Annotated in this window: 20 protein-coding genes; 12 read left to right on the forward strand and 8 right to left on the reverse strand. The window is 41.5% G+C overall.

Annotation, left to right across the window (positions count from 1 at the left end):
- The first annotated feature begins 20 nt into the window (after positions 1–20).
- The 5 genes from purU to M3O96_RS07860 all read left to right on the forward strand — a co-directional run bounded on the left by purU (position 21) and on the right by M3O96_RS07860 (position 6,115).
- Positions 21–875, forward strand: a complete 855-nt coding sequence (gene purU / locus M3O96_RS07840) for a formyltetrahydrofolate deformylase (RefSeq protein ID WP_249719777.1) — start codon at positions 21–23, stop codon at positions 873–875.
- A gap of 67 nt (positions 876–942) precedes the next feature.
- Positions 943–1,524 carry an RNA polymerase sigma factor gene (locus tag M3O96_RS07845; protein WP_249719778.1) on the forward strand — a complete coding sequence of 194 codons (582 nt, stop codon included), beginning with the start codon at positions 943–945 and terminating at the stop codon, positions 1,522–1,524.
- Between the two features lie 52 nt (positions 1,525–1,576).
- Positions 1,577–2,545 carry a FecR family protein gene (locus tag M3O96_RS07850; RefSeq protein WP_249719779.1) on the forward strand — a complete coding sequence of 323 codons (969 nt, stop codon included), beginning with the start codon at positions 1,577–1,579 and terminating at the stop codon, positions 2,543–2,545.
- Complete coding sequence (locus M3O96_RS07855) at positions 2,539–5,154, forward strand: TonB-dependent receptor (RefSeq protein WP_249719780.1); 2,616 nt, start codon at positions 2,539–2,541, stop codon at positions 5,152–5,154. Before M3O96_RS07850 ends, M3O96_RS07855 begins: the two co-directional genes overlap by 7 nt.
- Entirely contained in the window at positions 5,138–6,115 is a 978-nt protein-coding gene (locus M3O96_RS07860) for a DUF4249 domain-containing protein (protein ID WP_249719781.1), read from the forward strand. The genes M3O96_RS07855 and M3O96_RS07860 overlap by 17 nt, the downstream gene beginning before the upstream one ends.
- A gap of 7 nt (positions 6,116–6,122) precedes the next feature.
- Here the strand turns inward: M3O96_RS07860 and M3O96_RS22025 are convergent, their stop codons facing one another.
- Positions 6,123–6,248, reverse strand: coding sequence for a hypothetical protein (locus M3O96_RS22025; RefSeq protein ID WP_283773967.1), 126 nt, complete (start codon positions 6,246–6,248; stop codon positions 6,123–6,125).
- A 113-nt stretch (positions 6,249–6,361) separates the two neighbouring features.
- Between M3O96_RS22025 and M3O96_RS07865 the strand changes: the two genes are divergently transcribed.
- The 4 genes from M3O96_RS07865 to M3O96_RS07880 all read left to right on the forward strand — a co-directional run bounded on the left by M3O96_RS07865 (position 6,362) and on the right by M3O96_RS07880 (position 11,081).
- The gene (locus M3O96_RS07865; RefSeq protein WP_249719782.1) at positions 6,362–8,524 is read left to right on the forward strand and encodes an alpha-galactosidase; all 2,163 of its coding nucleotides are present in this window, start codon (positions 6,362–6,364) and stop codon (positions 8,522–8,524) included.
- A gap of 117 nt (positions 8,525–8,641) precedes the next feature.
- Positions 8,642–9,352, forward strand: a complete 711-nt coding sequence (locus M3O96_RS07870; RefSeq protein WP_249719783.1) for a carbonic anhydrase — start codon at positions 8,642–8,644, stop codon at positions 9,350–9,352.
- A gap of 107 nt (positions 9,353–9,459) precedes the next feature.
- A complete protein-coding gene (gene ppk2, locus M3O96_RS07875) occupies positions 9,460–10,305 on the forward strand; it encodes a polyphosphate kinase 2 (RefSeq protein ID WP_249719784.1) in 846 nt (281 codons plus the stop codon).
- On the forward strand, positions 10,305–11,081 hold the full coding sequence (locus tag M3O96_RS07880; RefSeq protein ID WP_249719785.1) for a polyphosphate kinase 2 family protein: 777 nt from the start codon (positions 10,305–10,307) through the stop codon (positions 11,079–11,081). Before ppk2 ends, M3O96_RS07880 begins: the two co-directional genes overlap by 1 nt.
- Here M3O96_RS07880 and M3O96_RS07885 read toward each other — a convergent pair.
- From M3O96_RS07885 to M3O96_RS07900, 4 genes are all read right to left on the reverse strand, one after another.
- Positions 11,069–11,623: a hypothetical protein gene (locus M3O96_RS07885; protein ID WP_249719786.1), complete on the reverse strand. Its 555-nt coding sequence runs from the start codon at positions 11,621–11,623 to the stop codon at positions 11,069–11,071. The two genes, M3O96_RS07880 and M3O96_RS07885, sit on opposite strands and share 13 nt — an antisense overlap.
- Before the next feature lie 474 nt (positions 11,624–12,097).
- Entirely contained in the window at positions 12,098–13,567 is a 1,470-nt protein-coding gene (locus M3O96_RS07890) for a pyruvate kinase (protein ID WP_249719787.1), read from the reverse strand.
- Positions 13,568–13,618: 51 nt separating this feature from the next.
- Positions 13,619–15,085, reverse strand: a complete 1,467-nt coding sequence (locus M3O96_RS07895) for a calcineurin-like phosphoesterase C-terminal domain-containing protein (RefSeq protein ID WP_249719788.1) — start codon at positions 15,083–15,085, stop codon at positions 13,619–13,621.
- An 81-nt stretch (positions 15,086–15,166) separates the two neighbouring features.
- Complete coding sequence (locus tag M3O96_RS07900) at positions 15,167–18,418, reverse strand: TonB-dependent receptor (protein ID WP_249719789.1); 3,252 nt, start codon at positions 18,416–18,418, stop codon at positions 15,167–15,169.
- 360 nt (positions 18,419–18,778) lie between these two features.
- Between M3O96_RS07900 and M3O96_RS07905 the strand changes: the two genes are divergently transcribed.
- Positions 18,779–19,480: a lysoplasmalogenase gene (locus tag M3O96_RS07905; RefSeq protein WP_249719790.1), complete on the forward strand. Its 702-nt coding sequence runs from the start codon at positions 18,779–18,781 to the stop codon at positions 19,478–19,480.
- 268 nt (positions 19,481–19,748) lie between these two features.
- Here M3O96_RS07905 and ytxJ read toward each other — a convergent pair whose 3' ends face one another.
- Complete coding sequence (gene ytxJ, locus M3O96_RS07910) at positions 19,749–20,084, reverse strand: bacillithiol system redox-active protein YtxJ (RefSeq protein ID WP_249719791.1); 336 nt, start codon at positions 20,082–20,084, stop codon at positions 19,749–19,751.
- Between the two features lie 180 nt (positions 20,085–20,264).
- On the opposite strand from ytxJ, the gene M3O96_RS07915 reads away from it, so the two are divergent.
- Entirely contained in the window at positions 20,265–21,662 is a 1,398-nt protein-coding gene (locus M3O96_RS07915) for a DUF4403 family protein (RefSeq protein WP_249719792.1), read from the forward strand.
- Here the strand turns inward: M3O96_RS07915 and M3O96_RS07920 are convergent.
- On the reverse strand, positions 21,655–21,936 hold the full coding sequence (locus tag M3O96_RS07920) for a DUF2442 domain-containing protein (RefSeq protein WP_249719793.1): 282 nt from the start codon (positions 21,934–21,936) through the stop codon (positions 21,655–21,657). The genes M3O96_RS07915 and M3O96_RS07920 overlap by 8 nt on opposite strands.
- Complete coding sequence (locus M3O96_RS07925; protein ID WP_249719794.1) at positions 21,933–22,235, reverse strand: DUF4160 domain-containing protein; 303 nt, start codon at positions 22,233–22,235, stop codon at positions 21,933–21,935. Before M3O96_RS07925 ends, M3O96_RS07920 begins: the two co-directional genes overlap by 4 nt.
- 59 nt (positions 22,236–22,294) lie before the next feature.
- On the opposite strand from M3O96_RS07925, the gene M3O96_RS07930 reads away from it, so the two are divergent.
- A complete protein-coding gene (locus M3O96_RS07930) occupies positions 22,295–22,660 on the forward strand; it encodes a DUF6922 domain-containing protein (RefSeq protein WP_249719795.1) in 366 nt (121 codons plus the stop codon).
- The last annotated feature ends 223 nt before the right edge of the window (positions 22,661–22,883 follow it).

The raw sequence follows: 22,883 nt of genomic DNA on the forward strand, positions 1-22,883 counted from the left end.
CCACACTTACTCGCAAATAAATGAAAAAAGCAATTTTGATTATCCAATGCAAGGATCAGAAAGGCATTGTTGCCAGTGTTTCTGAATTTTTATATTCCTATCAGGGAAATATCCTTGAAATTGACCAACATGTGGACGGTGAAGTCGGGATGTTTTTTATGCGGGTTTCTTGGCAATTAGAAAGTTTTGGACTGAAAAGAGAAGAAATCGAACCTATTTTTGAAGCCAAAGTCGGGAAGAAATTTGACATGGAATTTGAATTGTTTTTCAATTTCCGAAAGCCAAGGATGGCAGTTTTTGTATCCAAGCTTTCCCATTGTCTGATCGATATATTGAGCAGACACTATTCAGGACAGTTTGATGTGGACATTCCTGTGGTGATTTCCAACCATGCCGACCACAAAAAGGTGGTAGAAGCCTTTGGCATTCCTTTCCACTATTTTGCTGTGGACAAAGCCAACAGGATGGATGTGGAAGAAAAGCAATTGGAATTGCTAAATCAATACAGAACGGATTTTGTGGTCTTGGCCAGGTACATGCAAATCTTGAGCGAGGATTTTATTAGGAATTATCCCAACAAAATTATCAACATCCACCATTCATTCTTACCTGCTTTTGTGGGAGCCAAGCCTTACCATGCCGCCTACGAGCGTGGCGTCAAAATCATCGGTGCGACAGCACATTATGTTACTGAGGAATTGGATGCAGGGCCGATCATCGAACAGGAAGTGGCCCGCGTACGCCACCATAACTCCCCGGCTGATCTTGTCCAGATCGGACAGGATGTAGAAAAAGTGGTTCTTTCCAAAGCCATCAAATACCACCTTGAAAGGAAAATATTGGCTTACAGAAACAAGACGATCATATTTTATTGATCTCCAATTGTTTGACGCACGGTCATCCAAACATTTTAAATTAATCCATGTTGCATAGGTGTCTGTTTTGTCAGATATCTACCTTGCCATGGCCTTATTTGACAAAAAATTAAAAAACCCTGACTTTGGGAACGAAAAGTCCTTCAGGGATTTTTTCGACAGCCATTATTCATTTGTATATCGGAGATTATATTCCCTATTAGGAGATTCTCAGCTTTCTGAAGAATTGTGTCAGGACATCTTTGTGAGCCTTTGGCAAAGGAGATTTGAACTGCCCGCCATTGAAAGTTGGAACAGTTACCTGCTGAAATCCGCCACCTTCAAAGCCATAGATTACCGAAGGAAAAGAAAGGATATCCTAAAATTTGCAGAAGACATTGATGCTGAGGGAATCATTGCCGAAGTCGAAGAGTCGAAGGACGAAGACATCCAATTAGAACTGCTTGATAAAGAGATTGCGGCACTTCCCGATCGTTGCCAAATGATATTCAAGCTCAGTCGATTTGAGAATATGAGCTATGCCGAGATCGCCAAAACTCTGGATATCAGTCCAAAAACGGTCGAAAACCAAATCGGTAAAGCCCTCAAAATTTTAAGAAAAAACCTCCTTCCTCAACTTTTTTTCGGATTGCTGCAAATTTTTCAGTAACAGGATGGGGGTTTTGAAGCCACTTCCCGACTTATAGGGAAAGAGGAAACCAATGGAACCTACAGACGAACAATTGGCAAGATGGCTCGAAAGTCCGAGTCAGGAAGATATTCAGGAATTGCATGTGTGGCTTGACAAAAGTCCCGAGAATCTCCAGAAATGGGAGAGCTACCATTTGCTCTGGCAAAATTCGGCAAAGTTGGCTTCCAGGATTCCTCTACCTGACAGGGGAAGGATTTGGTCAGGAATTGAAGCAGAAATCGGGGAAAAGAAGACTTTTACTATTCCTGCCTTTTTCAAATATGCAGCGGCAGCGGCTGTCATCCTGACGATTTCTCTATCCGTTTGGCTTTCGATTTCACCCAAGCAGGAGCATTACATTGCAGGAAATGGACCATTGGAGGTTTGGCTGTCCGACAGTTCCCGCGTAGTCTTGAAAGAGGGGGCTGAACTGAAAGTTTCGAAGGACTATTTGGAGGAGGAGCGAACGGTCATTTTGGAAGGCGATGCATTTTTTGAGATAAAAAGAAATGTGCAAAAGCCATTTTTGGTCCAATCCGAATCACATTTTGTCAAGGTATTGGGAACATCCTTTTTGGTCCAATCCGCCAAACCGGAAGAAGCTACTGTCTCTGTTTTTTCAGGTAAAGTGGAATTTGGAGTCCCTTCAGGTCAAAGCAGTATCCTGACAAAGGACATGTCACTGACCATTTTGGGCGATCAGTTCATAGAAAAGGAAAAAAGTGCCAATGACCTCGCTTGGTGGACAGGTGAACTGAAGTATGACAATGCGCCTTTGTCTCAGTTTGTCGCCGACATGGCTTATAATTTTGGCATCGTAATCAAGTTATCGTCTGATTCTTTGTTAGGCTGTAGACTCACGGCCAAGTTTGAGGGATTGACTCCCGATGAGATGGTACAGGCTGTCGCCATAACCTTTGGAAGTGAACTGCAGCAATCCTCCAAATCAACTATGCTACTAGAAGGTGGAAATTGTGAAAAGGGAGGTGCCTCATGGTAAGGTTGTTTTTGATTTTCACGCTTTGTTTTTTGTCTTTTTGTGCAAAAGCTCAGGACCGGATAAGCCTAAAAGGAAACTATTCCCCTCCGCAACTGATCGAAAGCATTGAGCAGCAGACTGCTTTCCGATTTGTCTATCAAAGCCAAATCCTTCCAAAAGAAAAGGCTGTGGACATAAATTTTGAGCAGGCTAAACTTGAAGAAATCCTTTCTTTTTGGACAGCTGCCTTACAATTGGAATATAAGATTCAGGGGAATCTGATCTTATTGTCACCTGCCGCTTCCTCCAGAAGATTCCTCAGCGGCTATGTGACCAATCATGGTGATGGAGAAAAGCTCATCGGTGCCAACATTCAGGTCTTGGGCACAGGAATCGGAATTACCACCAACGAATATGGGTACTTCGCACTATCCATTCCACAGGGCAACTACAAGGTAAAGATTTCTTATGTGGGTTTTCAGACCCTGACCGAAGAGGTTGCTTTATTCCAAGACATTGCGAAGAATTTCCAGCTCCAAATTGCCAATGTGCTATTGGATGAGGTATCCGTAGTCTCGGTGGAAGACAAGGTGGAGGAAATTCAGATGAGTACCTTCAAGGTAAATATGGCCTTGGTCCGAAAGCTGCCTGCAATCGGCGGAGAGATCGATCCCCTGCGGATTCTTCAGCTGCTTCCGGGCGTGCAGTTTGGTACCGAGGGCACATCGGGCTTCAATGTACGTGGCGGTTCTCAGGATCAAAATCTGATCCTATTGGACGGCGTGCCTATGTACAATGTCTCCCATCTTTTTGGCTTTCTCTCGGTATTCAATGCCGATGCGATCCAAAACATGGATTTGACCAAAGGAGCTTTTCCAGCCCGATATGGAGGAAGACTTTCCTCAGTCTTGGACATCAGCATGAAAGAAGGCACTAAGGAAAGGATTTCGGGAAATGTCGGACTCAGTACCTTTGCCTCGAAGTTTTTTTTGGAAGGGCCGATGGCGGGGGAGAAAATGACCTTTATGGTTTCGGCCCGGAGAAGCTTTTTGGATCCCATTTTGATTCCTGTTACCAGAAGGCAAAAAATGGAAAATGGTGCCGACGGAGGCCAAAGCAATTATTCCTTCTACGATGTCAATGCCAAGGTTAACTATACTTTTTCTGCCAAGGATCGGATCTACCTGAGCATTTATCAGGGAAATGACCGCTATAATGACAATACGCTAAGAATAAGCTCCTTCGGAAACTCCACGGTAGAAAGTGAACAAGATGTCAAACTTGGATGGGGCAATCAGGTGGCCTCTTTGCGATGGAACCACGTCTTTCAGCCAACCCTGTTTTCCAATGTCAATCTTTTTACAAGCAGGTATCAGTTGAATACCGTTTCGGATAACAATGTAGAAATAAGATCAGGGGGTGAACGGATATTCAGTGAGGACTTTTCAGACCAACAGTCCTCCATCCGGGACTATGGGGGAAAAATTGATTTCAGCTATTTCCCAAATCCAACCCACTTTGTGAAATTTGGCGGACTTCTACTCAGACATCGATTTGTAAATCAATTTCAGTCCAACTTCTCCATTACCCGCAACAACCAACGGGAGGAGGATTCTTCAAGCTTGAGGGAAGAGAATAACGCATGGGAAGGGTTTGTTTTTGTGGAGGACGAGATAACGATCAACCGAAAGTTGGGCGTCAATGTCGGTATCCATGCCAGTAATTTTTGGTCGGGTGGCGTCAGTTATCCTTCCATTCAGCCCAGGGCTTCCTTTAGATGGGCAATCAATGAATCAAACGCCATCAAGGGAGGGTACGCAAAAATGACCCAATACCTTCATCTGCTGACCAACAGTGGTATCGGGCTGCCAACTGATCTTTGGTTAGGTTCCAGTCCGGAGATAGGCCCACAAAATGCCAATCAGTGGTCTTTGGGGTATACTAAAACGTTTTCCAGAGGTGTTGATTTTACGGTAGAAGGCTTCCATAAGAAAATGGAAGGCCTCTTGGATTTCAAAGACGGGGTAACATTTTTTATGAATACGGGAAGTATAAGTGAGAAGGTGACCACCGGAGATGGATTAGCCAAAGGGGTGGAAATGATGCTGCAAAAGCAGGTGGGGAAAACACAGGGTTGGATATCCTATACTTGGTCTAAATCGGACCGGATTTTCCAAGAAATCAATAACGGAGAACCGTTCCCTTTCATTTTCGACAGAAGACATGATTTTTCAGCCTTGATCAATCAGCAAGTTGGTAAACGATGGAATCTCAGTGCCACTTGGATCTACCTGACAGGAAGGGCGGTGACATTGCCTGTTACGACTTTTGTTGAAAATGTTGTGATCCCTGGCGATAGGATAGGAAACGTTGCAGATTTAGTCGAGTACAGTACCCGAAATGCTTATCGCTTCAAGCCCTATCACCGATTGGATATTTCTGCCAATTACGAAAAAACCACCACATGGGGAGGGCACCGCTTTTCAGTCAGTGTGTACAATCTATACAATCGGCAAAACACCTTCTTCCTATCCCAAGATCCTGGAGCAGCATCTGACGGATCCATCCAACTCATAGACAATCCCTTATTTCCACTTATCCCTGGTTTTTCATATGGAATATTCTTCTAATGTCATCCGAAATTTAGCAGCGCTTGGGTTGCTTTATGCGACCAGTTCCTGCCTGTTTGAGTCTCCTTCCCCAATTGAAATCATTGATTCCCAAAAGAAATTGGTAGTCAATGGTCATATCAGCCCCGATGCACCTTTGCTGATATCCGTGACCAATAACATCCCATTTACCACTACCATGTTAGCCTTGCAGAATATTCCGGATGCCAGAGTAGAACTGTGGGAAGGAGGCCAGAAGTTGGAGGAGGGTACGTTCCAGCCTTCAGCAACTGTCACTGTGGGCTTGCCTGAAATTGAAAAAAAGTTTCCAAATCATTTTGCTTACAGGGCCTTTTTTGCATTTGAGTCCGTGCCTGAGGCAGGTAAGTCCTATTCGCTCAAAGTCAATGCTCCCGGATATCCGGCTGTGGAAACCACGGATCGGGTCCCTGAGAATGCAGCAGAGGCACCCACATTCCGAATCCTATCCATCAACAGGGCCAATGGCCTAATCACAGTAGAAGTGGATTTAGAGCTTTTGGATGAAAAAAATTACTTCCATTTGCAGTTTTTTGTCAGGACAAACGGATTTAATGACGTTGAACAAGTTGAACAAGTCAAGGTGGTGTTGGACAACGAAGGATTGTTAAATGTCGATAATAATGGCGTGGCCTTCGAAGGAGGACTAAATTCAGGTATTATGTATAATCCCAACGTCTTTGGATCAAAAAGCAACAAGCGAATCATCGTGTTGGAATATTTATCGGTTATTTTCTTCCCCGAGATTCAATATGAACTAAGTGCAGAACTACGGACCATCAGCAAAAGCTACTATGACTATTATGTGGCTGTAATCCAGCAAAAATATTATGGTGACTACCCTTTTGTTACTTCAATTAGGATTCCTAACAATGTGCAGGGTGGCTTGGGTAACTTTTCTGCTTTCACATCCCGAAAATCAGGATGGTTGGATTTGAAATAAGTAAAGGTTAATACCTCCACTTATTTGCCATAGCAACCAAACTCAGCATCATCTGCACTTCTTCCAATTCGCCGCCGACTGTCACTAGGGCACAAAGCTTTCTAATCCAAAGGGTGCTTTGATTTCTGACCATGCCGACTCAAAAGGAAAAATAATCCAAATGCAAACTCCGCAACTTGGTGCTGCTTTCTAGCTTATTTTTTAAATTGATCAAAACATTAACTCTACCTTCATATACATCATTCTATGATAACCCAAACAGCACGGATTGTCTGTATTTTTATTTTAGCTGGCCTCATTTCCTGCAATTCTCATGAGGAGCACGAGGACTTTGCCGATTGGCTTGTCGACGGCCAACAAAGGAAAGCCGAAATCATCCTATTGGATAATAAAGAAATCCATATGGACAATGGCCTGATCCGTAGAAGTTTTGTCCTGTCACCCAATCTCACTTGTTTTGATTTTACCAACCTGATGACAGGAGAGCAAATGCTTCGGACCGTCATGCCCGAAGCCCGGATTATCCTGAATGGTAAAACCTATCAGATCGGTGGCCTTAGCGGACAACAAGAAAGGGGATTTTTCCGAAAAGAGTGGTTGGGCGAAATGGAGTCATCATCGGAAGATTTCCAATACCAATCCTACGAAATCGGTGAAATCACGACCCATTTTCCTACCAAAACTGTTTTTTGGACAGGCCATAAAAAAGACGCTAACGGCAAAAAGATAAGCTTTAGCTATAGCCATCCTGATTTTGACAACCTCATTTTGAAAATCCATTACGAGCTCTTTGATGACCTTCCGCTGATGGGGAAATACCTGACATTGGAAAATGCAGGGAATGAAAGCATCCATATAAATCAGGTGGTCAATGAAATTCTCGGAATAGTGGAAGAAGAGTCTGCCGTGGTCGGCAGTACAGATAAGATGAAAAAGCCGCACCAACTGTATATCGAAAACAACTTTGCCTTCAACAACGCCATGCATGCCGAACTCAGCAGTCAGGCAACACATTGGAAGCCGGATTCAAGCTACACTTCCCAAGTCAATTATGAATTGCGGACGCCCAATATCCTTGAAGTCTATCCCGAAAGGGGGATTGGAATCGACCTGAAACCGGGAGAAAATTTCCAGTCTATCCGTACTTATGAATTGGTTTTGGACAGTTATGACAGGGAAAGAAATGGTCTGGCAAGGAGGAAAATGTACCGGGCTTTGGCACCTTGGACTTTGCAAAATCCCATTTTTATGCATTTGGTGAGCAAAAACGACGGGGAAGTCAAGACTGCCATTGACCAATGTGTAGCCACGGGATATGAGGCTTTGATTCTGAGTTTTGGAAGCCATATCAACATGGAGGATATTTCTCCTGAAAATATGAGCCGATGGAAAACCCTTGCGGATTATGCCCATCAAAAAGGGATCAAAATCGGTGGCTATTCGCTGTTTAGCTCCCGCAAAATAAGCGATGAACACGATGTCATCAGTCCAATCACTGGCAAGCCTGGCGGGGCTTTTTTTGGAAATGCCCCTTGTATGGCAAGCGAATGGGGTCTCGATTACCTTGACAAGCTCCGGTTTTTCTTTGAAAACACCGGTTTCGATATTTTTGAAAATGACGGACCTTATCCCGGGGACGTCTGTGCCTCTACTTCCCATCCTGGTCACGAGGGTCTGCATGATTCACAGTGGGTACAGATCAATCTCCAAAAGGGACTTTACCAATGGATGAATGCCCGCGGAATCTATATCAATGCGCCGGATTGGTACTTTTTGGATGGGACACACAAGATCGCTTTGGGCTATCGGGAGGTGAATTTTTCCCTGCCAAGAGAAAGGCAAAAAATCCTAAACAGGCAAAATATTCATGACGGAACTTGGGAGAAAACACCCTCGATGGGCTGGGGTTTTGTACCCTTAACTGCATATCATGGCGGAGGAGCCGATGCGGTATTGGAACCGCTTAGTGAGCATCTTGAAGATTACAGGCAATTGATGATGCAATATTATGGTGCAGGTGTACAGGCTTGCTACCGTGGTCCTAGATTGTACGACACCGAGGAAACAAAAGCAATGGTCATCTCTGTCATTGATTGGTACAAAAAATACAGAGATATCCTCAATGCAGACATCATCCGACTCCGACGTGCAGACGGAAGGGATTGGGATGGGTGGATGCACGTCGATCCAAAAGGGAAAGAAAAAGCCCTCATCATGCTGTTCAATCCCACTCAGGAAGATATCGGAAGAGTACTGGAAATACCTCTATATTATATTGGGGAAAAAAATCAGGTCACAGTAAATGTGGAAGGGGAAAAAGCAACTAATTATAAATTGACTCAAAAGCAGGAACTCATCATAAACGTTACCATCCCTGCAGATAGCTTTACATGGTTGGTAATAAAGTAAAACAGAATTTTTTAAGGGGTAAAAAATGATAAATATCACCTACAACAGTGCTTAATATCACTTTTAAAGGCTCAAATAAGAATGAGATTTGATTAAGAAAATCAAAGAATCTATACTATGATTCACTATAAAAAAAAATATTCCCAGCTGATCTGGCTTGTGCCTGTGGGGATGATGTTCATTGTTTTTAGCTTTAACAGTTCTAAAAGTACGCTTGAATCCGAAGAAATACCAAGAGAACAATTTCTGGACTTTTTACTAGACGGTAACGATAGGTTTACCAAGAAAAATCCGGTTCATTTTGGACAAAACAAGATGAGAACTAATAACCATAATCAAGGTCAACACCCAGGTGCCGCGATCATAAGTTGTGCAGATTCAAGGGTGTCCCCTGAGTTGGTTTTTGATCAGGGTTTGGGAGATTTGTTTGTTATCAGAAATGCAGGAAATATTGTTGGTGCAAATGAAATCGGAAGCGTGGAATTTGCCATTGAATACCTTGGGGTTCCATTGGTGATTATTTTAGGACATACCAACTGTGGGGCAATCGGCGCATTTGTGGAGCATGACCATGACCATTCCCATATTTATCCTGAAAACATTCAAAAAATCATTGACTTTATAGATGCTGAGGAAGAAGAAAAAGCTCTCATAAGAACCTCCCCTAATTTTTTTGAAAAAGCTGTAGAAGCCAATGTTTTGCATGGAATCCATGCGCTCAAAGCATCGATTCCATCGATAGATTCTCTTATCAACAATGGTAAACTGAGAGTGGTCGGTGCAGTTTATAATATGGAATCGGGAAAGGTGAAAATCTTAGAAGAATAAATATTTTTTTATGAATATTTTTTTGGTTCTGGAAGAATAAAGGATGAAATACTTGGAAATCCCAATCATTATCACAAATTTTAGTTATAATTTTTAAACAATTTCCAATGTTTTCAGCCGAACAATTAGAAAATATCAAAACCAGAAAAGAACTGGTGGCCTTGTCTAAAATTGAAGGGATCAACCTAAAGAAATCCATCAAACGGGCAAAATATGAAGAAGACTTGAAGCTTCTTCAGACTGAACTTGCTCTCCTTCAGGAGCACATTGAGAAAAAAAACCTTCGGGTTGCTGTGATCTTCGAAGGCCGAGATGCAGCCGGAAAAGGAGGTTCCATCAAGCGCTTTGTAGAATTCCTCAATCCAAATTCTACCGGTGTTGTTGCGCTAAGCAAACCTACGGATGTCGAAAGGGGACAATGGTACTTTCAGAGGTACATTGAGGAACTTCCCAACAGTGGACAAATCAAATTTTTTGACAGGAGCTGGTACAACCGGGCCGTTGTGGAGCCTGTGATGGGATTTTGCTCCGAGAAACAATATGAAACATTTATGAAGCAGGTTCCCAATTTTGAACACATGCTCTATGAAGATGGTATCATAGTGATCAAATTCTGGTTTGATATCAGCAGAGATGAGCAGCAGAAGCGGTTTGATGCCCGACTTGGCAATCCGCTCAAGGAATGGAAATTCAGTCCTGTGGACCTCAAAGGTCAAGAACTTTGGGACGAATTGACTGAGTACAAAGAAATGATGTTTACCGAGACCCACACTTCCTATTGCCCATGGGTAATAGTGGAAACCAACGACAAGGAAGAAGCCAGACTGGAAAGTTTACGATATGTATTGTCAAGGTTCAAATATCCCCGCAAAGGCAAAACCAAAGCCAATCTGAAGAATGACCCAAATGTGATTTTTAAATATTTCCGTAAGAACCAAAAATTTGACCTTTAATGACCATGGTACTTTCAAAAGAAGATGTAGAGGTATTGAACTCTAAAATTGGCATCAAACACTTGTTGGCCAATAAAAAAATCAATCTGGAAAAAGTCTTGAAAGCAACCCGCCATGAACTCAAATTGAGGGAGATCCAATCGGAGTTGGTCAGACTGCAGCTTTGGGTCATTGCAAATGGCAAAAAGGTGGTCGTTTTATTTCATGGTGGTGATTCATCAGAGAAAAGTACGGTTATCCGTAAGATTTTTTCACACAACAATCCAAGGCATTACAGGATAGAAGTAAATCTTCCGGAGAAAAATGAGTTGGGTAACGACGAATATTATTTTAAAAAGTTTGTAGAAAAATTGCCCCAGGCAGGGGAAATAGTGTTGTGGGATAGAAGCTGGTACAATAGGGCGCTTTTTGAACCCATCCTCGGAATGTGTACCAATGAAGAATATGACCAATTCATGGAGCAAGTCAATAATTTTGACAAAATGATGGTTGATTCGGGAATCATATTGGTCAAATTCTATTTTACGGTCAGTCCTGATGAGCAGGCAGACCGATACAAAGAATTGAAAAAATCTCCTCTGACAAGGTGGAAAACGGAACATTGGCTCAAAGATTCGCCTAAAATATGGAAGAAATACATCAAATTGAAGGAAGCTATGTTTGAAAAAACCAGTACAGACTATGCCCCTTGGATCGAAATAGACAAGGATACCAGGGAAGAGGAACTCATCGCTGCTGCGGAACATTTGCTGAGTAGTATACCTTACAAAGAATAATTCACCAAACAATTGGAAAGGGTGGTAATCTCAGAAATTACTACCCGTTTTTTTTTCTTACCCACTTTTGATTGGGCAACAACAATCAACACAAGTCCACCCAATAATCCCACAATCGCAAAAAAGAACTTGAGCTTGACCATGGTTTCAAAGAATAGCATGTCCCCTACAAATCCCTGTTGGATCCATTGTGTCAGCCTGATATTTTCGCTGATATCAAAAATCAGAGCAAGAAACTGAAATGCCGCTAGGAAAAGCAGTAAGTTTTTGTGGAATTGGAATTTGTTAGGATAATGATGCTTCAATTCTAGGACTTGGAAATTTTTCCTTGCCCATAAGCAAAGGATAAAAATGGTTGGAAACAAAGTTGACATAAAGAGGTAATCCAACTTCAGCTGTTGCAGGACAAATGCCTTTTGTGCCGGTTCGCCCCAAGATGCAATCAACCCCTTCAGCCTTTCGGCACTCCCCGGAAGCTCAAATTCCATCACATTGAATTTCAACCCTGTGGCAGCTTCAAATTGGAATTGGTGGTACCTCATCAACCCAAACGCGATGAAAGTAAGCAGAAGGAAAATGAAGAAGGAAAATGAAGAAGGAATATTTCAGTTTCATATACGCTTAGGGTTATCATGGTACATTTCTCTCCGGATATCTTCTTTTTTCTGCGGCCTTCTTCGAAATCTGCGGGATATATTTGAATCACTTTTCTCTAATGTAGGAATGCTAATTTAAAGGCTCCCGCAGATCTGCTCGGACTATATGTGAGTACTTACCTTGCAATTGTCAAAGTCATCCTATTTTATGGTAAGGTGGATACATCAGCTGTGACGTAGAAACTACAAATCAAGAAGATTATTTACCTTTTCGAAATGGAATCATATGGCTTATTTTTTTTCTGCGTAGTTCTGCGAAATCTGCGAGAAAATAATTTTTCAAAGTCTCCCACAGACTGGCACAGACAGGAAAGAAGAGGTGCAATCTATTTTTAACTGCCAAGTAGGTCAATTGGAAAATTAAGAATTCAAAAACCGCTCTGCAATTTTGAGTTGACGGAAACGGAATCTTTTCTTTACCCGATGTTCAGCGCTTCTTTGCAGGATGTCTTTGAGGGTTTCCATCACTTCGATTGTGTGGTCACCTTTATTGACCATGACACACTCTGCGTTGGCAGCTTGACCGGCATCTGTGATTTCTGATCGGGTGGCCATACCGGATTTGTTGAGACTTTCGAGTACTTGGGTTGCCCAAACAACGGGCACATGGGCAGCTTCACAGATCCACAGGATTTCCTCCTGTATTTCTCCCATTCTCTCAAATCCAATCTCCACAGCGAGGTCACCGCGAGCGATCATTACCCCAAAAGCCCTTTGTTTCATACCTTCAATTAGCAGTGAGGGTAAATTGCTTACTGCTTCGGGTGTCTCTATTTTAAGGATCACATGGGGAGGATTGTCCGAAATCGCCTTTAGCTCAGACTGGAGGTTGCTGATATCTAAGGCTGTCCTTACAAAAGAATACCCTACCAAATCCGCATTTTCACAGATAAATGGCAGGCAAGCTTTGTCGAAGTCTGTAAGAGATGGAATCTCAATCATAGTATCTGGAAAGTTGATTCCTTTCTCAGCTTTGATCCTGCTTTTTTCGGAAGAGATCCGTGTTATTCTGATTCCGGCCTTATCTGATTTGGTTTTTTCGACAATTGCTCTTATCACCCCGTCATCAATGTAGACACGATTACCTTTTTTGAGGAAGGAAATAATTCCTGGCACATTTGGGCTAATGACGATATCGTCTTTGGCAAATCCTTTTCCATCCTCTGCCATCCAGATGAGGTCACCTTCTTTCACTTGGACTTTCCCTTTGTCCTTTCCTTTTCCGAGTAGAACTGTGCGGATTTTGGGACCGGCCATGTCCATGTATATTTTACAATCAATCCCAGTTTGCTTACTTGCCTTCCGGAGTTTGTTGATCATCTTGGACCAAGTCGCCTCATCATCATGGGCGCAGTTGATCCGGGCTACATTCATGCCGTTTTCAAGCAAACTTTTGATCACAGCATAACTATCCGCAAATCCAGAGTCAAACGTGACCATCAAAGATGGAATGCTGGGAATGGTTTTGTTCCCAAAAAGTAAATGGCTCTTCTCATCTATTTTCTTTTTGCTGAATGAAAAATCGCAGATGTCTATGTTTTCTACAGGTATAGTTTCCCCCAACCGCTCCAAAATTGCCTGTACTTGTCTTCTGACGTGACTTTCGCTACTGGCAAGAGAGGACAAGCCATGGACATGGAGAGCATCTTGAAGCACGCGTAAATCCCTGTTTCGGACACTCAGGTATTCCACCATATTTTTGGCAGCTTCCTTTTGATCCTTGTGTAAGCTTGCAATGATTCCGGACTTATGGACAACATCGGCGGCCATAGATTTTTCTAAAGAAATGAGTTCATTTTTGATGAATTCAAGAGATTCTGAACCAGTCATTTGGCAGGGGTTTATTATCTAAATCTAATGTTAAAAATTCAGGTTTTCGAATCAGTCGAGGCCTTTTTTGAATTTGTTCCCAAATCTGTCGATTACCTCCACTTCCACTTTTAATTCGGGGTTGTTTGGCTTAAAAATAAACATATGTCCATTTTTTTGTGCTGAGATCCAAGGCTGCTTTTTTGGTTTTCCCGGCCCATAGATTTCCATTGCCAAAGGATCCGTGGCGATGACTTGCGTGGGTTGGACCGTTTTGGTTTCGTTTTCATAGATATTGATTTTCCACTCAGGGTCCCAATTCCAGATATTAAGCATATAGTCATTGGGGAATTCCGGGTGGGTTCCCGGACGGTAAATACGGAACTGAAAACCCAGGTTTTCACCCACACTTTGGTAATGCCATGATAAATCTCCTGCCTCAGATCTGTAGACCCCATAGCCTTTTGGCGTGCCATCATAGCAGATGCCGGACCACCATGCCCCGCTGATAGCGGCGGTGTTGTGCTCAAAAATATTTCCATTCACTGTGTTTTCATTCCAATGGACGTGTCCCGAAATCAAATGTGCTTCATAGCCTTCCAAGATCTTGTATAAGGCTTCCCTGTTGATGACCGATTCTTTGTTGATATCACGGCCAGGATTATGAGCTACGACCTGCGAAAAACTTGGAATGTGCAGAAAAATGACAATGTGTTTTTCCTTGGGCACCAAAGCCAAATCCTTTTCCAACCACTGTAATTGGGTCTCCGGAAGGTAACCGTAGTATTGTTTACTTCCCAAAAAGTATACATCATTCAATACAACATAATGGGTTTTCCCCCTGTTGAAGGAATAATAGGCCGGACCAAACTGACTGGTAAAAGGAGCTTGACTGGTTTCATTGGACCTGGCATTCAGGTTGATGTCATGGTTTCCCAAAACCTGAAAGAAAGGAATCCCGGTAGATTTTATGCCTTCATTGTATTGCTCATACAATTCAAACTTGTCAAAAACCAAGTCGCCGACACCTACACCAAATAGGTTAGGATCATTGAGTGCTACTTTCTTTTTGCTCAGGTCTACACATGATTCTGTGATAAATTGATTGGCTTCATCTTCCGTCTGCACCTGCGGATCGGCGATGGCAATGAAGTGATGGTCGGTTTCATCGTTTGGGTTTGGCTTCAGCTCAAATAGGATCAAATTATTAGCCTTTGTCAAATCAACTCTTCTGAAAAAATTCACAGAACCGTTGTCCAATAAATCAAAAGCATATCCAGAAGGATAGGAGATAAACACAAATTCCTGGTCCGTGGTAAATTCAAACTCCCCCTTTTCATTGGAAAGGACAATGTCTTTTCCGTCAGATACTGTGATGTTATTTAGATCATTCCCATTTGAGGTAACTTTTCCTTTTACTTTGGTATAGGTAAGAGTGTGAGTTTTTTCCTGACCAAAAACAGGGTTATCTCCTGCTGAAAGGAAGAATAGCACCCACAAAAAGAGGAAGAGAAAAAAGCTATTTTGGTACTTTTTCATGGTATTTGAATTTGAAGTCAACTTAAACAAAAAGAGGCATCCCGAAAAGGATGCCTCTTGATTTTTGTTATGATGTTTTGATTAGAAGTTATATCTCAAACCGAACTGCAATCTCCAAACATCACCTGCACCGGCAGATGGAGTGAAAGAATCAGAGATCAGCGTATTTCCAAGGTTTCTAAATCTAAACTGAGGTCTGTTGTTTGCATCTACACCTGCCGGAACGAGCGGAGAAGTTGAAGTCATAAACTGACCCACACCCCAATTTGAATTCAACAAGTTGCCTACGTTCAGAATATCCACCCTGAACTCAAGGTTCTGCTTTTTGCTAGATGTCAACAATGTTTGGGAAGCGCTGAAGTCAGCCCTGTATACCATAGGAAGGAATACTGCTCCTCTTTCGGCGATTTGTCCTCTGTTGGCGCTAAGGTATTTGTCCTGTTGGATAAATGCTTCCCATGCAGCGGATTGCTCAGCTGCTGTGAAAGTTCTTCCTGAAGAAGTGAATTGTACAAAGTTGGTTTCAGAGGCAGTTGCAGGGATATAAAGCAGGTCATTGGAGAAGCCACCGTCACCGTTGAAATCACCGCCGTAGACATAGCTCGTGTTTCCGATAGTTCTACCTTCCCAGAATAAGGAGAAGGAGGTAGTACCGAAGGAGAACAAGTCAACAGAATAGTTTGCAACAGCCACTACTCTATGTCCCATAGAATTTCCTGAAAAACCCAATCCGGGGTTGTTTGGATCACCTTGGTGTTGGTTGTTGTTCCAAGAACCGAAGGCAATAGAACCTGCATCCACAGTATTTTTGGCTTCACCGTAGCTGTAGAAACCTTTCAGATACAATCCGTTGGCAAATGGTTTTTCCAAAGTAATAGAAGCTATCCAAGAGTTACCGATCGCCTGATTGGCAAGAGTCACAGCATTGTCAATTTTACCATTAATTCTGGTTGCAGCATTGCCACCTACCCATCTGTCTCTTGGGTCAGGACCTGTAAAACTTCCGTTTGCAGGAGCAAGGTTTGCGTTGTAGTAGGACACTCCGTTTACGTCTTTGTTATAAAGGAATTCAGCAGTTGCAATGATTCCCCCAGGAAGTCTATGGTCAATAGCCACGTTGGTCCTCCAGATTTGTGGGAACTTGAAAGTAGGTTCTGTTAAAGCCAATTCATAGTTAGCAGCAGGCGCGCCTGTTACTGAAGAAGGCTTGTAAGCGTCAGGATTAGGATTGAATGGTCTGGTCGTTGTATTATCAAACCTATCAAAACCTGTCAAAATACCGTTGTTGCCTATTTGGTTGGAAACCCATACATAAGCCGGACGACCTGTGAATACACCGGTACCACCCCTTACTTGGGTAGTTCTTGCACCTTTGCTGAGGTCATAGTTGAAACCGACCCTCGGAGACCAAAGGATATTTGGATCAGGAAGTTTGTCAGTTCTAACTTTTATTGTTTCTCCACCTGGATTACGGAAGTTAAATCCTTCCACTTCTTGGTTTCTGAATCCTGTCTCAGCAAAGAATGGTACGTCAATTCTCAAACCTACTGTGACCAAGAAATCTTTGTTGACTTGAATTTCATCCTGTCCGTAGATGCCGCCATAGTTAACTTGCAATGGCTGAATTGGTTTTTCCTGACCTGGAATGTTGGAATACCTTACTTGGAACCTTCTTACAGTTGAGGTAGGAGTTGTACCTCCAAGGTAAGCATTGGCATCCGCATAGAAATCCTCCAAGGAATTATATACATAAGCCGATTGAGAACCTGGGAAGAACACGTTTTCAGATTCATATCTTTCGAAGCTAAAGCCTGTGGTGATGGTATGCTTGCCTTTGAAGATCTGAAGGTTGTCTTGGATCTGGAAAGTCTTATACCTCAATTCATTGCTAGGAGTAAATGGCTCAAAACCAAAAGTGGTATAAGTAGCACCGTCTTTCAAGATATCCACCATCGGGAAAAAATCACCCCTACTACCTCTGCTTTCATCTTGATACGTATAACCTACAATCAAGCTATTGGTCATGGTAGAAGACAGTCTTGAATTCAATTCAGCTACGATAGATCGTATGTTTTCATTGATTATGTAGTTAGAATTCTGGAAGTTCAAAGCATTCAAGTTTCCATTTCTACCACCAAATCCAAGAGAGGAAGAACCTGAGGCCAAAACGTCAGTAGAGGAATCCAAATGATTGTACCTTACGCTCAATTTGTTTTTGTCATTGATATTATAATCCACTTTAGCCAAAAATTTGGTCGCAAGCGTAGAGTGGTCATAGTTTTGGAAGGGTCCCGTTTCATAACCGAAATTACTTCTCAAATAAGAACTCAAAGTATTTAGGTCAGAAGCCAAAACCCTAGTTTTATTACCGGTAATAGGATCACTTCCTGTGTTCGCTGTGAAGTTTGTTCCCGGAGTAGTTTGCTTGTCATCTTCGAATGAAGCAAAAAAGAACAGTTTATTTTTAATGATTGGACCGCCCAATCTAAATCCTACCTGTCTGTATTTGAATTCACCTGGATTGAAAGTATTGTCACCCGCTTGGGTACCAACATTGTCACTACCTCTCCAGAAATAATATGCAGAACCGTTGAATTCATTGGTACCGCTTCTAGTTACTGTATTGACACCGGCACCGGTAAAGTTACCTTGTCTCACGTCATAAGGAGCCACGTTGACAGAAATCTGGTCGATCGCGTCCAATGAGATAGGAGATACACCTGTTCTGTCGCCAGGCTGACCGCCAAGTCCAAAAGAGTTGTTGAAATAAGAACCATCGACAGTGATGTTGTTCAATCTGCTGTCTTGACCACCAAATGAATTACCGTTTGCCTGTGGAGTCAACCTGGTAAAGTCACCGATTCTACGGGAAATAGTGGGCAATTTGTTGATGGTTTCGTTGCCGATGGCAGTAGTGGCACCAGTCCTGTCAGAGCTGAATACTGCGTTTTTGTCGCCTGTTACTATAACTTCAGCCAATTCTTCTCCATCACCCAACATGGTGACGTTGACATTGGCAGCTATACCCAAACTCAAGAATACACCTTCAACAGTCTGGGATTCAAAACCGATAAAAGATACTGTAACCGAATAAGGTCCACCAACCCTCATACCGGGAATGGTATATCTACCTTCAATATTGGTCACTGCACCATACCTTGTACCTGAAGGCGTGTGCGTGGCCACGACATTGGCACCGGGAAGGGTTTCCCCGGTATTATCTACTACCCTACCAGACATACTGGAGGTGGATACCCCTTGCGAAAACGCCATACTTGTAACAAATACAAGCAATGTCACAGCAAGTAAACTCTTTAGTAATGATTGCATCATAATTTTTGTTTTTTGTGGAAAATTGAAATTATAAGATTCAGGGATGGTTATTTTTCCGCTACAAATGTATGGGAGATGGGCAAGGATTTTGAGTTGAAATTGTTAAGTTTTAACAAATTTTCACAAGTTTACTTAACAAATCCCTAACATTAAAATCCAAAAGAGGTTTTATTTTAAACCTACTTTTTGCTTTTCATTACATTTTAATGCAGTTCACGTATTTTTTCCGGAACATGAATTTTGGATATTTTCACTATGTTAACGTAATGTTATGAGAGAGATAAAGAAGGTCATTATATAGAATCTCAGAATATAAGTACATAACTTGGCATTATTTAATAATAAAAAAATTTGGTTCTTATGAAAAACAAAAACATACTTTGGCTTTATTTATTTCTTTTTGCAGGTATTCTTGACATTGTTTTTACCGCAAATGGAGAATATTCCTCCAGAATATTTACCAAGCCTTTGATAATAATCGCCTTATGGGGCTACTTTTTTTCCTCGAGCAAAGAAATCAAAGGATCCATATTAAGAAAAAGCATCAGTGCGGCATTGATTTTTTCTTGGTTGGGTGATGTATTGCTGATGTTCCCGGATTTGTTCCTCTATGGACTTGGAGCGTTCCTTATGGCGCATATAAGTTACATCATCGGATTCAAGATCGCCCAAACCAATCCATTTGCCATCGGTAAAGTCAACTTTATCCACCTTTTCTTTGTCAATCTTCCGATTTATATCTTTGCGGCCTTTGTTTATTTCCTTATCAATCCTGGACTCGGTCCCATGAAAATTCCGGTGGTTATATACCTGATAGTGATTGTCATGATGGTGACTACCGCACGGGAACGTTACAAAAAGACTAATCCTGTAAGTTTTTGGCAGGTGTTTATTGGAGGGATGTTTTTTATGATTTCGGATGGGGTACTTGCTATCAATATGTTTTATAAACCCTTTCCCGAATCAGGAGTCATCGTCATGGGAACTTATATCATCGCCCAGTTCCTTATTGTGAGAGGTATTTTGGCACATATTGATGTTATTCCTAATTCCAAAAATTAATCAATATGAAGAGCAATATCAAAAAACTTCTTTCCCAAATAGCCATCGGGATCAATCAATATCTAAAAAGTCAAAATTAGAGATCTGATTTGTTCTGATGGCTAAAAGTGACTTAATTAGGGTTGCATGAAATTATGGCAGCAAAAAAATAAAGTTCTATTCTAGGCAAGCGACTTGAATGCCCGGTACATCGGTCATCCGTCATCGGACAAATCGTTAGTAGTAAATACAGGGTTACTGACAAACAAGTAGATAACCAAAAAATATCCTAAATCCTCCCCATAATATCCGTATAATTAATCCCCATGTGGCTGTTGTCATAGACTGCTTTGCCATCTTTGACCAATATAATCTGTGGCGATTCGTGGTAGACATTGAATTCACGTTCTATCTGATTGGATACATCCCGATGACGGATCAGGTCTAAATAGTAAGGAGTAACTTTTTCGGAATCTTCGACCTTCCAGTTTCTCTTTAGCCGGTCCCAAGCGATACTGCTGATGGAGCACCTTGTAGAATGTTTGAAAATGAGGACCGGTTTTTCATCACTCATTTCCCTGATCTCATCTAACTGTGCTAAGCTTTCCAATTTATTCCAATCCATTTCTTAAAATTTATTAAACTTTCAACCCAAAAGTAATTTCACTTGAAATTAGTTCCTTCTAAAATTTCACTTTCACTACCTTTCGGCACAAAAGATTAATTCTTCAAGGGGCAAGGTTCTTGCTTATTACAATATTCTAGGCTATAACTTGTTGTCTAAACAGTCCGAATCATCCTTACTATGTTTTCAAAATACACGCTTCCCGTTTTCTTCATACTTTTTGTTTTCTCTTCCTGCAAAAGCATCAAGCCAAACAATCCTCCTTTTTCGTCTGTAACCGAATTGCCCCAAGCAATCTCCAAAGCAAATATTCCCATAGAAATCCCGCTCTCTTATATAGAGGATAACCTTAACAATACCCGAAACAGTAAATTGTTTTCGGAGAAAGGACTGGAACTAGGTAGTGGATTATTTGCTGACTTGGATGTAACAAGGATCGGCAAAATTTCAATTACAGCTCTTGAAAACAATACCATCCGGGTCAAATTGCCAATGAATCTCGTTGGAGATATGAAAATAGAGAAAAGGGTCTTTGGACAAAACCTTTCCACGAATTTCCCATTCAATGAAAACTTGAGCCCGGAGATCAGCTTCATTCCTGAGATCGGTAAAAATTGGGATTTGAGTATCAAAAACCTCCAGATTGATAATTGGGGCAGATCTATGAAATATAACCTGCTGGGGTTTGAAATAGATCTGGATAAGGTGGTAAAAAGCCAGCTCCAAAAAGTCCTCGATAACCAACTTGCTGCTGCTGACCTCAGTCAGCTTGATTTCAAAAATATTGCCCAAGAGACCTGGGATGTCTTCTCAGAGCCATACACCATTGAACAGGAAGGAATGGAGGTTCATTTCTATACTATTCCTAACAAACTAAAAGTTAAGGAAAAAATCACCCAGGACCAAAAGCTTGTCTTGTATCTAGGAATTGAAGGAGAGATGTTTTCCAAGATTGGAGCCAAACCGATCATACCCAAATCTCCTTTGCCGAATATTGAACCTAACGAAAATAGGGAAAACGAAATCGAGCTTGTACTGCCATTGATTCTCCGCTATGAGGATTTGGACGGCTACCTGAACAATGAAATGGCAGGCAAGGCCATCAAAATTGACGGTAAGACAGAGATGGTGCCCACCAATCTCAAAACCCAAAAATACGGAGACAAGACTTTATTGTCCATGGATTTTACCGGCATCCGAAAAGGAAAAAAGGATATCAAAGGCAAAATGTATTTTGCCGGTAAGCCCGTATTTGACGCAGCGACTGAGTCACTACGATTTGACGAAGCGGAGTTTGACGTCAAATCAGACAATGGCATGGCCAATATCGGTATCAGACTGAAGAAGAGGAAAATCATGAATCAGATCAAGAAATTGGCAAATTATCCTGTCGGTGATTTCCTCAGTGAGGCAAGGAAGGAAATGGAAAAGCAGGGGAAATTCGAGACAGGCTTTGGGACATTTCAGGTTATAAATCCAACTTTGGATGTGGAGGGAATCTACAGCACGGAGGAAGATGTGAGGATCTACCTCAAATCAACAGGGAAAATGGAAGTGCGGCTGAAAGATTTTAAGTGATTTTCCCATCATACAGCTCAGATATAGGGAATATCATATCGTAGTCATTCCAATTTAAATTCCCATTGATTATCGAAAAAGACATGAACAGGGATTTATCGAGGTATTTTCGGATTTCAGGATGCTGGGAGTCAGATAAAAATTTCTCGAAATCAACATTTTGCAAAATGCCATCAGTAAACAATATCTGAATTATATAATGATTCAAATATTTAGCCTCCTTCACTCTTAGTGATTTGACGGCATATTCTATATTTAAGTCAGATACTTTCATTTGATTTTGGAGATAACTTCAAATTCTACTTTTTTCTTCTCTTTAAAATACGATTCCAATTTGTTGGCAATTTGAAAATGATATGTCGATACAAATATCTTGAAATTTAATAAATCCTTCCCCTTTAATGGCTTTTTTCCTTTGATATTTGAAATATGGATTTCTATAATTTCCTCATTTTCAAAAATGAAGATTGCTTTGGATTCGAATTCGCCTTTTTGACCATGGACATGAATAGGTTTATGGTCATTCGAATAAAAGAAAAAAGTAATCCCTAAGTATTCATAAATTTTGGGCATGTGGATTATCCATTTGATCTTGCTAAATTTAGTGAAACTAACTTTTAAATTTGGAAATTATGTCAGAAAAACCCAACCCCATATTTCATAAGCGGATCTTTTGGGATGTGGATTTCGAAAAGCTTGACTATGATGCCAAAGCCAATTTTGTGATTGAGCGGGTATTTGAAAGAGGTGACGTGGATGACATCCGAAATTGCAGAAGGTACTATGGAGATGAGAAAATTACAATAGTATTGTTAAATGCCAAGTTTCTTCCTGAAACCAGAATGTACCTAGCCGCCGCTGTGATTGATAAACCCATCAACGAATTCAGATGTTACAAACTCAGACAGTCGAACCCGGAACTCTTTCCCATTGGGAAGGGGAAAAAAGAAAGATTTTTGGGATATCGCCGAGTTGCTCAAACATTATCCTGTATCTGATTTTGGCCACTTCCACAAGGAGAAATACAGTTCCCAAAATAGTTTGATAACCGTTCCGGAAGCGATAACCTATTTTGGTGATGCGGAAGAAAGCGAAAATCCTATAACCCTCAAAAGCCAAACTTGAAAAAGTGTTCAGAAATCCATCAAAGAACAGGTGCGGGAGTATTTGAAATAATCGCAAAAGAACTTCGGTCTTCGTCCCGATAGCTATCCATAGCTA

Origin of the sequence: Aquiflexum sp. TKW24L (assembly GCF_023502205.1) — a bacterium.
Classification (GTDB): domain Bacteria; phylum Bacteroidota; class Bacteroidia; order Cytophagales; family Cyclobacteriaceae; genus Cognataquiflexum.